Source organism: Paenibacillus sp. IHB B 3415, from assembly GCF_000802655.2.
Taxonomy (GTDB): Bacteria; Bacillota; Bacilli; order Paenibacillales; family Paenibacillaceae; genus Paenibacillus_AQ; species Paenibacillus_AQ phytohabitans.
In genome coordinates, this window is the sequence record NZ_JUEI01000052.1 from 17,195 (window position 1) to 34,677 (window position 17,483).

Annotated in this window: 10 protein-coding genes and 1 pseudogene; all 11 read left to right on the top strand. The window is 46.4% G+C overall.

Features of this window, described 5'->3' with window-relative positions; all coding sequences use genetic code 11:
- Positions 1 to 124 precede the first annotated feature (124 nt).
- Positions 125 to 466, top strand: coding sequence for a hypothetical protein (locus tag QW71_RS21975; protein WP_039303759.1), 342 nt, complete (start codon positions 125 to 127; stop codon positions 464 to 466).
- Positions 467 to 1,029: 563 nt separating this feature from the next.
- Positions 1,030 to 3,849: an Ig-like domain-containing protein gene (locus tag QW71_RS38155; RefSeq protein ID WP_052770131.1), complete on the top strand. Its 2,820-nt coding sequence runs from the start codon at positions 1,030 to 1,032 to the stop codon at positions 3,847 to 3,849.
- Positions 3,850 to 3,934: 85 nt separating this feature from the next.
- On the top strand, positions 3,935 to 4,504 hold the full coding sequence (locus QW71_RS21985; RefSeq protein ID WP_039303763.1) for a hypothetical protein: 570 nt from the start codon (positions 3,935 to 3,937) through the stop codon (positions 4,502 to 4,504).
- 191 nt (positions 4,505 to 4,695) lie between these two features.
- Positions 4,696 to 4,968, top strand: a complete 273-nt coding sequence (locus tag QW71_RS21990) for an alpha/beta-type small acid-soluble spore protein (protein ID WP_039303766.1) — start codon at positions 4,696 to 4,698, stop codon at positions 4,966 to 4,968.
- A 203-nt stretch (positions 4,969 to 5,171) separates the two neighbouring features.
- Positions 5,172 to 6,374, top strand: a complete 1,203-nt coding sequence (gene metK, locus QW71_RS21995) for a methionine adenosyltransferase (protein WP_039303769.1) — start codon at positions 5,172 to 5,174, stop codon at positions 6,372 to 6,374.
- A 197-nt stretch (positions 6,375 to 6,571) separates the two neighbouring features.
- A complete protein-coding gene (locus QW71_RS22000) occupies positions 6,572 to 10,606 on the top strand; it encodes an Ig-like domain-containing protein (protein ID WP_039303772.1) in 4,035 nt (1,344 codons plus the stop codon).
- 252 nt (positions 10,607 to 10,858) lie between these two features.
- Positions 10,859 to 13,576 carry a stalk domain-containing protein gene (locus tag QW71_RS22005; RefSeq protein WP_039303810.1) on the top strand — a complete coding sequence of 906 codons (2,718 nt, stop codon included), beginning with the start codon at positions 10,859 to 10,861 and terminating at the stop codon, positions 13,574 to 13,576.
- 57 nt (positions 13,577 to 13,633) lie between these two features.
- Positions 13,634 to 14,773, top strand: coding sequence for a sensor histidine kinase (locus QW71_RS22010; RefSeq protein ID WP_039303775.1), 1,140 nt, complete (start codon positions 13,634 to 13,636; stop codon positions 14,771 to 14,773).
- A 4-nt stretch (positions 14,774 to 14,777) separates the two neighbouring features.
- On the top strand, positions 14,778 to 15,500 hold the full coding sequence (locus QW71_RS22015) for a response regulator transcription factor (RefSeq protein WP_039303779.1): 723 nt from the start codon (positions 14,778 to 14,780) through the stop codon (positions 15,498 to 15,500).
- A gap of 320 nt (positions 15,501 to 15,820) precedes the next feature.
- Positions 15,821 to 16,264: a hypothetical protein gene (locus tag QW71_RS22020; protein ID WP_052770132.1), complete on the top strand. Its 444-nt coding sequence runs from the start codon at positions 15,821 to 15,823 to the stop codon at positions 16,262 to 16,264.
- A gap of 498 nt (positions 16,265 to 16,762) precedes the next feature.
- Positions 16,763 to 17,483, top strand: a pseudogene (locus tag QW71_RS22025) (hypothetical protein); the annotation flags it as partial.

Consider the following 17,483-nt stretch of genomic DNA (forward strand, 5'->3'; position numbering starts at 1 on the left):
GCGGGAAAGAGGCTTCTCTTTTGCATTTTCCATATACAAATCTTTGAATTGTGGGTTACTTTGCGTTACAATGGCCTAAGAAGCTGTAAGTACAACATTTAAAGCAAGAAGGAGAAAGCCATCGATGAAACCGATTTTATCAAAAGCACAATTGGATTACATGAAAGCAAAGAATATGTTTGAGAATAGAGCTAAGGTTATGGAAAAGGAAATTGCAGCTAAACGGGCGCTGCAGGAGATCACTCAGGAAGTAATGGAAGAACTTGTTCAAGCTACAGGATTCCATGATGCCTATAATGAACTGGTCATTTCCGAGAATGCCTTGATCGAATGGTCTCATACCACAATCAAACATGAGAAGAGCTACCGCGAGAACCGCGCAGCGATCGATGCTATGTATGAGAATGTGAACGCTAGTCCTGAGAAGCGTCAGGAATTGATACAGCTTTCCATGAAGATCCGATAGACCCTTTTGTATAGAAACAGGCTGCCGGCATAAGCTCGGTAGCCTGTTTTATGTTCATTATTAGATAAATGCGTTTGTACTATATAAATATGGGTAACTATTATTAACTCATTGAGCTTCTGTAATAGGAAATGTTTGTTTATTCTCTTAACAAATATTGCTTAATGACGTTTGGAAAGTGTCTATGCTATACTGATTCCCGTAGCCACCCAACATTAACAATAGTTAGTAGAACATACATAATGTATCTTCTACCGGAACGGGACCGGGAATACAAAAGAAAAAAGTTTTTTTTGAACAAAGCGCAACTTTCTCGAAACTATTGCGTTTAAGGTGTAGAGTCACTTGCACAAGGCAAATGCGGATTGGCCCTTAGAGGTACAACGTATTGCCGAATGGAAAAATTAGCTTTACGTGACTAGAGGCACATTGTATAATACTTAGGTAGAATTAGGAATCTAGTATTAGTCTGCCTTGAACCTGTTTACAAGTTTCTGTGATACCCGTCACAGACATTATTTATACTTAATATGCTCAACTCGGGAAAGGGGGTGCATCGGCTAATGAGTGACATGAGCTACCCAACTAAAGAAAAATCTCAGTTCATGAACGTCCAAGGAGGAGAAAAAAAGGTTATGAAGAAAATTTTATCCGTAGCATTATCTACAGCAATGGCATTCTCGATGTTTGCCTCTGTAGCATTTGGTGAAACAGCAAAAGCAACTCCACAACAGGCATTCGACGCTTTGGCAGCTAAAGGTATTCTCAATGGGTACCCAGACGGTCAAGCTCATCTTGAAAAAGATCTGACTCGCGCAGAATTCGCTAAGATCGTTACTAAATTGTTCGGTCTTACTGAAGTAACTGGCAAGTTGTCTTACAAAGATAAAGGTTACACTGCTACTAACTGGGCTGTTCCTTACATCGAAGCTGTTACTGCAGCTAACCTGATGCAAGGTCAAGATACAGTTAAAGGTCTCTTTAACTACAACGGTAAAGTAACAGTTGAAGAAGTAGCGGCTGTATTATTCCGCGCTTTGAAACTGGAACAACCTACAACAACTGATAACTCCGCTTCTGTATGGGCTAAGGGCTATGCTCAAGCAGTTATCAACGCTGGCCTGGTTGCTCAAACAACCAACTTCAAAGCTAACGCTACCCGCTCTTTGGTAGTAGAAACAGCTTATGCAGTTGATCAAATGTCCGTAAAACCTACATTGACTGTAGCTTCTGCTGAAGCAGTAAGCCCAACCAAAGTAGTTGTAACTTTCTCTGACAAAACAACTGCAAACGTTGAATTGACAACTGCTCTGGTAGCAGGCGTTGAAACTACAATTAACTTCAAGCACCTTGAAAAAGACTACACTGCAAAAGTAACACTGCAAGCGCCTAAGGTTGTTTCCGCAACAGCTCCAAACGCTAAGCAAGTGGTAGTTAAATTCAACCGCGCTGTTGATGTTGATACACTGGCTGAATCCAGCAAAGTTATCGACGGCGTTGTGAAAGTAACGAAGGTAGGAAGCAAGGATGATGAAGTTTCCAACGCTTATGTAACTTTCAATGCTGACAAAACTGAAGCTACTATTACTTTGCCAGGTGTCAAAGCGCTTAAAGGAAACTACACAGTTGTAGTAAGTGATGCTGTTAAGACAACTGCTGGTGAAGCTATTCCGGCTTACACACAATTGTTGTCTGTTGCTGATGTTGTAGCTCCAACACTTGTTAGTGTTACTTCTACAGCTAAAGCAACTACTAAGGATGTTTATGTAACTTTCAGTGAGCCAGTTAAAACTACTGGTATCGTTGCTTACGTAAATGGTTCGGCTGCTGCTGCGACTGTTCAGAATGATACTTACACTGAATTTAAACTTAGTGGAGTAACATTGGAAAGTGGTAAGACATATGATGTTTCACTGCTTAACGTAACTGACTTCGTAGGTAATGTTGCTAATCCTAATCCAATCAAATCAACAGTAACTGTTGTTTCCGATGTTGCTGCTCCTGTAATCAAGAGTGTAACTGCTGTAAGTGATAAATTTGTTGAAGTTGAATTTGATAAGAATGTTGACCGTGCATCTTTGGTTGGTAATGTTCGTCTATTGAATTCTGTTGGTGAAAGTCAAGGTACGTTTACTGTTGTTACTACTGACAACGGTAAAACATTTACACTTCAAACACCTCTGACTAGCTTCCCTTCAAGTGGAACCTTCACTGGATCAGTTGTGTTCGGAGCAACTGTTAAAGATACTTTAGGTAATACTTTAGGAGCTGCTTCAAGCCAGGCAATTACTTTCACAAAGGATACAGTAGCTCCGACAGTTACTGGAATCACTTATACTACATCTGGAACAGTTAAGGGACTGCAGTTGAAATTCTCTGAAAATGTTGTGTTTGGAGCTGGTTCTGCTACTCTGATCAACAATAAAACAGGTCAATCTTCAACAATCGCTAGTACTGTAAGCGGCAGCGGTAAGACTTTTACACTGACTGGAGTTAGTGTTGCTCCTGGTGAATATACAGTTCGTCTACCAGAAGGATTATTTAGAGATAAATCATTCTCTGCAAACAAACTTGCTGCAACTGTACTGACTGTAACTATTGGTTCAGAAGCTACTGATGGGGATGCTCCTGTACTGTTCGCTCGGGGTATTAAATTTAATGATAGTACAAAGGCTGTAACTGAAACAGTTTACGGAGATGCTACTATCACTGTTGACCTGTTCGATGCAAGTGGCCTTAGTGTTCCAAGTGTAATCGATGCTAATAGCTATACACTGGATGACAAAGCTCTGCCAAGCGGTTCTTTCGTAACTATCAGAAATCTTGACAAAGATGGTAATGAGGTTGTAGGAAGCGCAGAAAAACCGGTTTATGCTCGTGCAATCGTTCATATTCCAAGTTCTTCTATCACCGAAAGTAAGAATGACTACAAATTTGTTGTTAACGGTGTTACCGATTCAGCTGGAAATGCCATTGTAGCAGTAAGTGATAAAGGTACATTGACTAGCAGAATTAGTCCGCTTCTGACTTCTGCAGTAATTTCGAGCGGTAACTCTTATGAGCTTATCCTTGGATTCTCTAAAGAAGTAACAGATTTGGATAAACAAGATCTGGAATTCTACATCAACAATGACATTTCTGCTTCTAACGTTCTTAATCAAGACTTCTACAAAGTTACAAAGATCGTTAATGGATCGGATAAAGGTAAATGGTCTGTTACCTTCTCCAAGAAAGCTGTTGATTCTAATGCAGCCCTTAATGATGAGTTGGATCTGAATTCCAACAATGTTAACAGAATTATTGTTAAGATTGCTAAGAATGCACAAGTACACGACAAAGATGGCAACATCATCACTGACGGTACTGAAATTTCCGCTAAGTAATCTCCGATTACCGAAGCAAAGAATAGCCTCTTCGGAGGCTATTCTTTTTTTATAGCCATTTATCCAGAGTGGAGGAGGAATTTAGTTGAAAACGGTTTGGAAAGTCTCGATGTCTGCGGTACTGTTAGCTGGTGGCCTATGGGCAGGTTCGATGCTTAATATTACAGCTGAAGGTGCCGGTGTAGGTTCACAGCCAGGCACAGCAGATGATCCTGTTGTCACCAAGAGTTATGTAGATCAACAGATTCAAAAAGCTTTGCAAGGTGGGACCATTACTACACCAACGCAAGCTCCAAGTGCAACTGCAACGAATGCGCCTGCCGCAACTGCAGCTCCGACACCTGTGCCAACTCAAGGTACTGGAAATACTGGAACCGCTGGGAATGCCAGCGAAATCGTTGATGTAAAACCCGGCCAGACTCTAATTGCCGGTGCAGGTGCAGAATTTATTGTCCGCGCAGGTAAGGCGATTATTTATTCCCAGGATGCTAACGGTGTCGCTGATCTGACAGATGGTGTAGATCTGGCAAACGGCGCGGCTGCTCCTACGAATCACCTGTTATCTTTTCCACGGGATGGACGCGGAATCACGGTGCAGAACGGTCAGACATTAGGTCTTGTTGTTATGGTCCGCGGTTCATACACTTTGAAATAAGTATTTGCACATCGTATTGGTAAGCAGTAAACTAATGTTTTCCTTCTTATATTAAGAATGCCCTGTAATATGCATGAACATACACCCGGAACTCATTCCCACAGCTGACAAACATTGAGCGGACTGAGGCCTCTGGAATTCGCACACAATACTACCTGTAATCTTAAAAAATTCACAGGAGGTGCTGTAACATGGCACGTACTAATCGTACAGTTGTACCAGAGAGCCGGGCAATGCTGAAACAAATGCAATATGAGATCGCTTCTGAATTTGGATTATATGGAGCATCATATGGCGGTGGCATGGATACGGAATTTGCTTCTGAGCTGGGAATGACGGGCGGGGCCGGTGCAACCGGTGGTACTCCGTATCTGGGACACCTTACTTCCAGAGATAATGGATCTGTAGGCGGGGAAATTACAAAGAGGTTGATCAAACAGGCGGAGCAGTCTCTTTTCGCATAAGCTGCCTTCAATTGACAGCAACCGGTAAATAAGATAATATGACTTTTGAGGAAAGCCTTAGACCTTTTCCATGCGGAAAAGGTTCATTTTTTGAATAAACCGGCTTATCAGTCTTTATTATTCTACTTAATATATTTGGCCTGTTAATTACTAAGGTGCCCCCTTATACAGTGTCAGACTAACAATATGGGAGGTAGTTGTACATGTCTATTAAAGGGCGTCATTTGTTTACTTCTGAGTCTGTAACAGAGGGACATCCGGATAAAATCTGTGACCAGATATCCGATGCGGTACTCGATGCATTTCTTGCTAACGATCCCAATGCCCGGGTAGCCTGCGAGGTAGCCGTAGCAACAGGCCTCGTGCTTGTTATTGGGGAGATCAGCACCAAGTCCGAATATGTGGATATCCCGGCAATTGTACGTAATACGATTAAGGAAATCGGCTATACCCGTGCAAAATATGGTTTTGATTTTAACACTTGTGCAGTGCTTAGTTCATTAAATGAGCAGTCTGCTGACATCGCCCAAGGGGTAAATGCAGCTCTGGAGAATCGGGATCCTGCCCTTGTAGCTGAAGAAACGGCTAACATTGGTGCTGGTGACCAAGGGTTAATGTTTGGTTTTGCTACTAATGAAACTCCTGAACTTATGCCGCTTCCGATTGCTTTGTCGCACCGGATTGCCCGTCGTTTGGCGGAGGTTCGTAAGAATGGAACTCTTGAGTATCTGCGCCCGGATGGCAAGACTCAGGTAACAATTGAATATCAGGATGAGAGACCGGTTCGTGTAGATACGATCGTTGTTTCCACGCAGCATGCGGAAGAAATTTCTCTTGAGCAAATTCAGGCGGACATTAAAGAGCATGTTATTCTGCCTGTTGTCCCGGCTGAGCTACTGGATGAAGCTACTAAATATTTCATTAATCCGACAGGCCGCTTTGTGATTGGTGGTCCTCAGGGTGACGCCGGTCTGACCGGGCGCAAAATCATCGTTGATACATATGGCGGGTATGCGCGTCATGGCGGCGGTGCATTCTCCGGTAAGGATCCAACCAAAGTAGACCGTTCTGCAGCTTATGCTGCACGTTATGTAGCGAAGAATCTGGTTGCTGCAGGCCTTGCTGACAAATGTGAAATTCAACTGGCTTATGCGATTGGTGTAGCTAATCCTGTCTCGATCAATGTAGATACATACGGAACAGGCAAGATCAGTGAAGAGAAGCTGGCGAATCTTATCAGCAGCAACTTCGATCTTCGTCCGGCAGGCATCATCTCCATGTTGGATTTGCGTAAGCCTATTTATAGACAGACCGCAGCGTATGGACATTTTGGCCGTACAGATATTGACCTTCCTTGGGAACGTGTAGACAAAGCAGATATGTTGAAAGCCCAGGCAGGGATCTAAAAATATAAATTTAACTATGCCCGTACAAGCCCCTTCATTGAAGTGAGGAGGTCTGTACGGGCTTTTTGTGCCTTCTTATAAGCGAGGGGATGATGCCCGTGCTGCTTGAGGCTATCTTCTAAACTTTGGAAGCCCTTTAACCGAAATATAACAGTATAGAAGAAATGCTCGAGTGGCTGAAAGGAGCTTTATTAAGAATGAACAAGAAATTATCAATAGGGACGGCTATTATCATTGCAGGCAATCTGCTGTTTGGTCTGGGCAGTCCGGCTATCGGTGTACATACATCTGCGGTATATGCCGCTTCGGAGTTCGGAATAACAACATCTCCAGTTAATGGTGCTGCTTTTGTGAATGTAGGGGCTTCTTTGGGACTTAAATTTGACCGTCAGGTTATTCCGCAAACGGGGAAAATCACAATTACAGAGCAGGACTCCGGAACAATGTTTACGGAAATTGCTATTGGCAGTTCAGGATTGATCGGCAATTCTACTAATTACGAAATCAAATTAGGCTCCAGCTTGAAGTTAGCGCCCTATAAGACATACAGTGTGAGTGTGCCTAAGGGGCTGTTCAAAGATAGCTCAGGTAATGAATCGGCGCTAACTAGCTGGACTTTCACAACGGCTGGAGAGAGTAATCCGGCTATTGTAGCAAGCAGTTTGTTTCCTGCGAACAATTCTAGGGTGGAATCCGGGGCATTAACTCAGCTGAGTCTGCGGCTATCTGGAGTTCTTACAGGAGGAGGAGGTTCCGTCAGGCTTATCTCTTCTGCGGATAACTCTGTAATACAGGAATTTATCATCAGGGACGGAGAGCCCAAAGTAGGGCTGTTGAGCGATGCCACTTCCACTTCTGTTACATTGACTCTGGCCAATAAGCTTCCAGCAGGCGGGAATTATTATGTGCTTATCGATTCTTACGCGTTTAAAGATGCCAATAATACTAATTTTCCGGGAATATCGAGCGGTAACGGCTGGAGCTTCTCCACGACCGGTATCGGTACAATTTCAGTATCCACGGCCCCGGCAAATGCTTCATTTGGTGCATCGGCTAGCGGAGCGATCAAACTGTACTTTGACCGTCCGATGAGTCCGGCAGCCGGAGCGATTTCTGTCTCACCAGGTACTCAGGATGACTCTAGAACGAGATGGATTAATGTCAACTCGACGAGCGTCACTGGTGGGGGAAGTTCGACGATTACACTGCTGCCGGCCTCGGCGTCCGCGCCACTGTTGAACGGTACGTTGTATACAGTTACAATTCCGCAAGGAGCTTTTTATGATCAGGATGGGCATGTATTTCCAGCTGCAGGTTCTTATTCATGGACGTTTACAACGGCTTCTCTTACAAGTTTGTCGGCAACCGCTATATCGCCAGCAGACCGGAGTGAGTCGGTAGAGTTATCTAAGTCGATCACACTTAGCTTTAACAAGGAAGCGGTCTATAATAGTGCCGTCACTAATGGAGTTGTTCTATACAAAAGCAATGGAACAAAAGTGGCGGCAGCTGTCCAGCAAGGTGCTACAGCAAAGGACTTCATTATTAAGCCGACCGCAACTCTTGAATCAGATACTATTTATTATATAGATATCGCTAAGGGGGCATTTACGGATGCGGGAGACCCCAGCTCACAATATGAGGGATTGAGCGGTACAAAATCATGGAGTTTCCGCACTGTAGCTGTGGATAAGACAGCCCCGCTGCTTACGAACGCAACGCTGGATAATAACCGGACGATCCGTTTGAAATATAATGAGACGCTCAATTCATCGATAGCTTTGCTGGCATCCAGTTTCACGGTCAGTGTGAATGATGAGAATCGTACTGTAGATAGCGCTTATGTTCAAGGCGACAGTGTCTATCTTACTCTTAGTACAGGGATAGCCGTAGGGCAGAATGTAAAAATAAGCTATACTGGCGGAGTGCGGACCATCCAGGATACCAGCGGCAATGCAGCAGTAACCTTTTCTGCACTGCAAATTACCAACAGTATAGAATCATCACTTCCTACACCTAAGGAAGGCAGAATTACAGGCAAAACGGTGACACTGACCTTCAATGATACGCTCAAAACAGTATCCTCTTATGCCCGGGAACAGTTTATAGTAACATCTGAAGGATATTCGCTCGGAGTGGATTCAATCAGATCTAGCGGAAACACTGTATATATAACGACGGGGGCGGAAGCTGGAAATGGCGAGGTCGTAAGGGTATCCTACTATGCAGGCTCGTATCCACTGCTCAACTCGCTGGGACAGAATATTGCCGATTTCTCTGAGTTTAATATCCGAAACAGCAATGATAGCGTTGCTCCAGTATTTCAGCATGCGACGGGAAGCGGAACTAAGCTTGTGCTGACTTATAATGAAGGCTTGGCAGAGAGCAATCTGCCGATGAACAGCCAGTTCTCAGTGCTGGTAGGGGGGACTCCTAACTATGTCACCAACGTGGCAGTGAGCGGAAGTAGTGTGAAATTAACACTTCAGAGCAGCCTGGTTATTGGGCAGACGGTGACAGTCTCCTATGTACCTGGCGTTAAGGGCATAACCGATCTTAACGGCAACCGTGCAGCCTATGTTGATCTTAAACCAGTCGATCTTAGCGATATTGTAGTATCGGAAATCAGCAGTGCAACGGTGTCAGGGAATGAGCTTACACTAACTTTTGCCCAAAGCATGCTGACTTCTTCAGTGCTTAGCACCTCCCAGTTTGCGGTTCGAGTGAATGGGACAAGTATGTTAGTGCAGAGCTATACTCTAACAGGGACAGTGCTCAAGCTGGTGCTATCCGGTTCTGTGACGAGTGGGCAGACAGTCGATCTTTCTTATACCTCAGGTACATCTTTTATTAGAGATCTCAACGGTAATGCACTGGCTTCCTTCTCGCTGCTGCCGGTGAAGAACCTCACTGGAGTTACGACCGTAACAACGGACGGTAACCGGCCGTCCTATCTGGCTACGCTGGAGGCTAGTGAATTTGGAGAAGCGGTTCCTCTGCTCAAAAGCGATTCTTCAGTGATAGCGGCAGATCACTCCATCTACAGCCAAAATGTCAAAAGATACAGTCTTAATGCGGAGAGACTAGCTACCAGTTATACTTATTTAAATACACAAGGGACAGCTGCTCTGCTATTTGAGGTTCCTTCGACAGAATTAGCTGCATATGTTACGGTACCTCTGCAGCCGTTAATGGATGCATTCAATCGCAACAAGGCTTCTACCTTTGGTATACGCTATGGGGATCAGATCTTCAGTGTTGATCTCGGAAAGGTAGATTTGAACGGAATTGTGGCCAGCCTCAATACAACTGGCAGTAATATCTCGCTTATCTATCGTATAGAGAAAATGCCATCAGAGGCTTTTGCCCCATTTGCCCAAAGACTGCAAACTCAGGGGCTTACAAGTATAACCCCTCTTGCTGATCTTCGTTTGGCAGCATCGGTGACGGGTAATTATAGCAACGAGAATGCTCTTAGTTTACCCGGGAAATATTCGGTGAGAACGACAACTCCTAATAATAGTGAGCAGACTTCTGTAGCCAGATTGGATCTTTCCTATTACGATGCCGCTTATCTCCCTACAACAAGTATTACTAAAGGGACTTATACGGTGATGCGTGCTTTGACCAGCGGGAATCAGATTGTGGGAGCATTCACCTCCACGCGCTCTTTTACTGATATGGGTACACACTGGAGTAATACAGCTGTAGCGGAACTGGCAGCCAAGAATATTATCGACAATAGCTATGGAAGCCAGTTTAAACCGGAGCAAGCCATTACCCGCAGTGAATTTGCTGTTATGCTGAGCAGAGGACTAGGTCTGCCAGGGGACAGCGGGACAGCGCAGCGTTTCACGGACGTGCAGTCGTCCAGCCAAACCGGCGATTACATCGGTGCAGCAGCGAAGGCCGGTATTATAACGGGGAACACAGACGGGACCTTCCGTGCGGGGGATAAGATCACCCGTGAGCAAATGGCAATTATGATGGTGAGGGCAATGGAGTATACAGGACAGCCTATAACGCTTAGCGCATCGGTTATGGATACCCTCAGTCCGTTTAAGGATAGGGCGAAAATTCTAAGCCAGAGTACGGAATTCGTAGCCAAAGCAGTCAAAGCAGGAATTATCCAGGGGATAAGTACCACGCAATTTCAGCCGCAAGGCAATGCTACCAGAGGACAGGCTGCTGTAATGCTGCATCGGATGCTGAAGATGGCAGGTTATATGTAAGTGAACTTTATACAATAATGGAGCATCCAGCACAATGTGCCGGGTGCTTTTTTGCGCGGCTGCTTGAGGTCTGATATAACTCGGTATAGTCTGAAATCCCTTCTAGTAATCTCTTTAAATCGCAACTTTTCAGCTGGAAATCAGTCTATTAAAGATGTAGCCTAATAATAGGAACTGATATCCAGATATTGATAGTGAGATTGAAGAGTACAAAATAGATGGGAGAGTAACGCTGAAATGAATGAGCTTTTCATGGGGAAAAAGAGTAAAGAGCAAGTAAATAAAAGTCAATGGTCTCCTGCTAAAAAGTGGATCGCGGCATCAATAGCAGGTGTAATATGGATCATGCCGGTTATCGGAAATGAAGGCATCGGATGGTTAGGCTCAAATTCCGCTTCAGTAGCGCAAGCTGCTACAGCCTCCTTCTCAGTGACAAAGCTGAGCGAAGAAGTCATTACTTCAGGCGCGATGATGATGAAATATAAATTTACGACCGTGCGGTCCGGCAAAAGTGTAACAGGGCTGGCTGACGTGGTTCGGGTCGATCTGAATAACCCTTATGTTTCTGTAGATGTAATGACGGGCAAAGGCGGTAATCTGACTACGCGGCAAAGTACCGGAGGAATGGCGGCAGAAACTGGAGCAGTGGCCGCAGTTAACGGGGATTACTTCAATACCGGCGGGGAAGGTGCACCGATCGGTGGTCAAGTATCAGGCGGGGTTGTAGTATCTACACCTTCCCAGCTTGATGGAATGTATGCTTTTGCTGTGACCAAAGACCGTAAGCCGGTTATTGATGAATATACATTCGAAGGCATGCTGACTGCTGAGGATGGTTCACAGTTTCCGTTATCCGGCATCAATAAAGGGGCCTATAACCCTGAGGGCGGCAGTTCCACCTACAGTCATGCCAATGCCGCCTATATCTACACAGATGCCTGGACAGCGCTGGAGCGGCCTAAGAACAGCTCTACGACGCCTACAGAGGTACTGGTAGAGAATGATATCGTTACCCAGGTTTCCCCTGACGCTGCCTTGCCGATAACCGTGCCTAAAGGGGCGTACATTCTGCGGACTCACGGGCTTGCAGCCCAATTTGTAAAAGCGCATCTGGTTGTAGGACAGAAGCTAAGCAGTGTCTACACGCTTCGTTCCAAAACTACTCAGCAGGAGCTTGACCCATCCACACTGCAGATGATGATCGGGGGGCATACCATTCTGGTAAATAGCGGGAAAGCGGCGACCTTCTCCCGCTCCACCAGCAGCATCGGCGGGTATCGTGCCCGCACAGCTCTGGGTTATTCAGAGGATGGACGATATGTATATGTCATTGCAGCCGAGAAAAATAACAATAGTGCAGGACTGTCTCTGACGGAGCTGCAATCGTTCATGACCAATATCGGTGTCTGGAAAGGGATTAACCTGGACGGAGGGGGCTCTACAACGATGGTAGACCGTCCGCTTGCGGAAACCTCCACTACCCTTACCTTTAATACAGAATACGGCACAGAGCAGCGCAGCATCGTTAACGGCCTTGGTGTATATACTTCTGCTCCACAAGGTGAAGTGAAAGGAATTAAAATCAGCGGCAGTTCTGTATTGTTAATCGGTCAAAAAGCTACGTATTCTCTAAAAGGCTATGATACTTACTACAATCCAATTGATGTAGCTGCAGCTAATCCTGCCTGGAGCTCCAGCGGCGGCAGTGTTACGGTGAATGCAGGGGAAGCAACCGCAGTCAAAGCGGGAACTGTTAACCTGAAAGCTACCAGCGGTTCGGCCAGTGCAGAGACCAAAGTGACCGTTCTGGGCGGAGAGGATCTGACAAGTCTGATTGCCGGCACCTCGACAGCACCGCTTATAGCAGGAGCCTCGGTATCTGTTCCAGTTAATGCAGTGTCGAAGAGCGGGGCAACGATTGCCGTCCCGGCTGCATCGCTGAAATGGGAGTTTATCGGCTTTAAAGGGAATGTAGGTGACGGTAAGCTTACTGTGGAATCTGTGGATCCGGGGGTAACAACCGGTTATGCCATTTCCCGTTATGACGGCTTCAGCACAGCTGTTGTGTTCTCTGCAGCGGCGTCAACGGCTTGGGAGAATTTCGAAAATGCCACGTATCCATTTGCCTTCACAACCAACGCGGCAGGGGTAACGGGAACTGCAGCAGTTGTCCCGGGCAGCGCGGAACGGGCTGGCTCGAAGGTATTGTCGCTTAGCTATGACATGACGGCTGGCACTGGAAAAATGTATGCTTATGCCCAGTTCAACGGGACAACGGGCAAGAGTATTCCGGCAACGGCAACATCTATGTCCGTAGACGTGATGGGGGATATGAGTCTTAACTGGCTGCGTGCAGAGGTAACGGATGCCAGCGGGGCAACAGCGTATATTGATCTGGCCAAAGTGATCGACTGGAATGGCTGGAAGAACCTCAATATTGATCTTTCCGGCTCAGGGATTAAATTCCCGGCTTCCCTAAAGAGACTTTACGTGGTAAATGTAGAGGAAGGCCAGGATGAGCGGGCTAAGACCGGTACGGTAGCCTTTGATAATATTTCCTTCGTTATGCCTTCGCTGTCCAGTGAAGCCGGATTGCCAAAGGGAACGGCGTCCATGAGTATCGGAGCCAAGTCGATGCTTGTAAACGGCACAAAGCAGGCGATTGATGTAGCGCCGATTGTAAAGGATGGCAGCACGTATGTGCCGATTAAATATGTGCTTGATGCCTTTGGCGGGAATGCCATATGGGATCAGAATACCAAGAAGATCATGGTGCTTCGCGGAGCGAAAGCGCTGGATCTGACGGTAAACAAGAAGGAATTCCTGCTTAACGGGAAACGCCAGAGTGCTGATGTAGCGCCTTTAATCCTGAATGGCAGGACTTTAGTACCGCTTAGACTCGTGACAGAACAGCTAGGACTCACTGTAAAATGGGAACAGATAACGAAGACCGTAACTATCGAATCGTGATATGTTAGTATAAAGGAAAGCCTTTAATACGATCCGATAGAAATGGGGCAAGCATCCGTGGAATTTCAAGCCGATGCGATTGATCGCGTCATTAAGAATACCATCGACGTGATGGAGAGCAGCAAGTATCAGATTTTTGAAATATTGCAGGTTGCACGTGATGAGCTTGCTGCACTCACCAAAGAACTGCAGCGGGTTATGGAAGAAACGGATGAAACATTGCAAAAGGTAGACAAGCTGGAGCTGCAGTACCACCGCTCCCGGATCCGGGACTTTGTCCGCTACACGGAGAAGGATATCCGGGTTGCTTACGAGAAAGCGACGGAGCTTCAGTTAGAGCTGATGATGACGAGGGAGAGGGAAGCCTACCTGCGGAGCAGACGGGATGAGCTGCAAATGCGGGCTCGCAGTGTCGAAAATTCTGTGGAGCGGGCCGAATCGATTGGTTCGCAAATGAGCGTTGTCCTGGAATATCTGTCTGGAGAACTAGGTCAAGTGACGAGAATTGTCGAATCTGCGAAAAACACGCAAATGGTTGGACTCAAAATTATCCAGGCCCAAGAAGAGGAACGGAAGAGAATTGCCCGGGAAATTCATGATGGTCCTGCTCAAATGCTGGCAAATCTAGTCCTAAGGACGGAAATTGTAGAAAGAATGCTGGTAAAGCAGGAATTTGGGCTGGTACAAGCCGAAGTAATAGACTTAAAGGGACAGGTAAGGTACAGCCTGGAAGAAATGCGTAAAGTGATTTTTAATCTCCGTCCGATGGCCCTCGATGATTTAGGACTGATTCCGACACTCCGGAAATACGTGCATGATTATGAGGAGAAGACGAAGATCCGCACTTCTTTTGAAACAAGGGGGAAAGAGCACCGGCTGTCTTCAGCGATGGAGGCTGCAGTCTACCGTCTTGTTCAGGAAGCTTTGTCCAACGCGGCGAAGCATGCCTATCCAAGTTATGTTCTGGTGGAAATTACGTATCAGGCACAGTTAATTAAGATCGTAGTGAAAGACAATGGCTTAGGCTTCAATGTGAAAAAGATCAGTGAGCAAGCCAACCGTGAAAGCTTCGGGCTGGTGGGAATGCGTGAACGTGTGGAATTGCTGGAAGGTAGAGTGGAAATACAGTCAGCAGAGAACCAGGGCACAACAATCATAATTCACATTCCGACGAATGTGGACAAAGGAAAGGAGTAATGTGATGGAAAACCAGAATTCTGGAAAATCGCCCATAAAGGTTCTTTTGGCGGATGATCATCAGTTGTTTCGTGAAGGGCTTAAACGTATTTTGAATATGGAGGACGACATTGAAGTCATAGGTGAGTGCGGTGACGGCATCCAGGTGCTTGAATTCTGCAATATCAACAAGCCGGATATCGTGCTGATGGATATTAATATGCCTATTGAGAACGGTGTGGAGGCTACACAGAAGCTGCGGGAAATGTTCCCGGATGTTAAAGTGATTATCCTCTCGATCCATGATGACGAAAGTTACGTCTTCGAAACTCTGCGCAAGGGTGCGAATGGATATTTGCTGAAGGATATGGAGGCAGAGTCGCTTATTAATGCGATCCGCTCTGTATGTGAAGGCCACGCCTTCATTCATCCCAAGGTAACCGGCAAGCTGATCAATCAGCTGCGCCGCATGACGTATCTTAACGAGACAGGTGCCATGGCCGAGACTCCGGTTAAGGAAGCAGGCGTGAAATTTGTTGCAGGCGACAACAATCCGCTGACCCGCCGCGAAGCAGAAGTGCTGCGCCTTATGGCTGAAGGCAAGAGCAACAAGATGATTGGGGAATACCTTTTTATCAGCGAAAAAACCGTCAAAAACCATGTCAGCAGCATTCTGCAAAAGATGGAAGTCGACGACCGCACGCAGGCTGTTATCAATTCGATCAAATATGGCTGGGTAACATTATAATTCACACGTAAACTTTTAACTGAGCGTTTTGGAGAATCCTAATGATCCTTATAAAACGGTACATAACTTGATTGCAGCCGTCTAGCTGCAGTCAAAGTATTGTTTCAGTCCGCATGATATTCGAATTTTGCAAAATGCTGATTTAAATATGTACCCGAAACCGGAAGCTTTAATCTGTCTTCTTGCAGGAAGGCGGAAATTCTGTGCTTTGCGATATATATAGAGTCAAAATAACCGGGTCAGCTGTCCCGGCAGGCTGGGCTGTCACCGTCCCTTTATCACCGGCATATAGTGTCGGTATAAGAGGGAGGTGCATCTCCATGATCGCCCAGTTAATCTCGATTGTGTCTATCTATGCATCCGCAGCAGCCCTTGTTCATATTCTGCATCGCAGGGAAGAGAGCCGGGAGGCAATGCGGCCTGGAAAGCGGCTTCATTATATTCTGATCACCCGCAATCATGAAGCTGTTGTGGAATGGTATATCCGAATGCTCGCAGTTTATGCTTTTTGGATGGGCAGACCGCTGTATGTCACTTTGATGGATGATGGTTCCTTGGATGGAACGCTGGCGGTTGCCTCAAGGTTAGACTGCAGCGGCTCGTCTATCAGGTTCGCCCCGGTAATGCCGCACTACAACACTCTTGGCGAAGCGGAACACCGGAAGGAAAACGTACTGGATCTGCGGACACAGGAGCAGCCTTTTCCGCTGAAGATGATGCGGCTGCCGGGAAGCAGGGGATACGGATCGAAGCATGGCGAATGATAATTAAATATGTCGGCAACGGGTGAAGCACACTCTCCAGTGATGGGGGAGTGTGCTTTTTTGTGTTTGATGAGCAAATACGGATTGCTTAGTGGTTCAGCCGGACACCAAACTTAAGGTCAGCTGCTTTAGTTGTATTTCGTGCAGCTATTATTCAGATTTAGATAGGATATTTGGAGATAGCTGCACTTCGTACATTTATTATTGCGGACATGAGGCCAAACTGCGGTTTTCCCGGATTTTAGTTGTACGTAATACACTTCAGTGGAGAGATAGGCTGTTACAGCAATAAATAGTTGCAGTAACTGCAGTTAGGCTATCTGCTGTTCAAGTACAGCTAAATCCAAACCTGACAGTGGCCGGAGTCCAAAGTTTTGCTGTAGACAGGGCTATCGCGGAATAGAAAAATAAAAAGTTTAATTAATTTAGTGTGGATTCGGGGGGGATCGTAATCTATGGTCTCGGTGATGTGCCACTTTGAAGGAGAGAGGGAAGGATTTGATGAGAGTAGCAGTATATGCCGTAGAGTGCTATGGCAGCTGGGAGATCCGGGTTTCACTAAATCTGGCTGTGGACAGGTTGTGGTGGAAGGGTGAGGGAATGGGAGGTGAAGGCTGGGGCGGCGGGCAAGCGGACAGTCTGGTGCTGCTGTCACCATCGCTCCCGTTAGGCTGGGGGGTGAAGCTGCGGGAGGGCTTCAGAGCTTCACCGGCCATGACGCTATGGAAGAAGGAGGACTGGGAAAGGTATGTTGTCCATTGCTTGAAGGCTGAAATCAGGCAAGAACAGGAGGAAGGAGGTCTGCGGGAAGAGGAGTGGCTGACTGCGAGAATTATCAGTGGAGAATCCATGCTAGACCGAACGGGAGGAGGCGCGAAGGAGGTTGCGATTTCCGGGAACTATGGTGGTCAGCCGGTATTTCCTAAGGAAAGCTTGTTGGGATGGGGCGGCTCCGCTGCATTGGCAACGGCGGCTAATCAGTTGGCAGGAGCACTTGCCGGCCGCTCCCTGCTGCAGGGCGAAGCGGAAGCTTTAGTGGCAGAACGGATGCCTGAGCTGGCAGAGAATTGGCCCGCTGCAGCGCAGCTGGCGCATCTTCAGGGACGGATAAGGATTGAGGCTGCAGTTGCCTATAATAACCTGAAGCAAGGCGGGGGAGTGCTGGGGTGGGGGAGGAAGATTAAGCAGAGTGGGAAAGAGACGGAGCGGACAGACAACC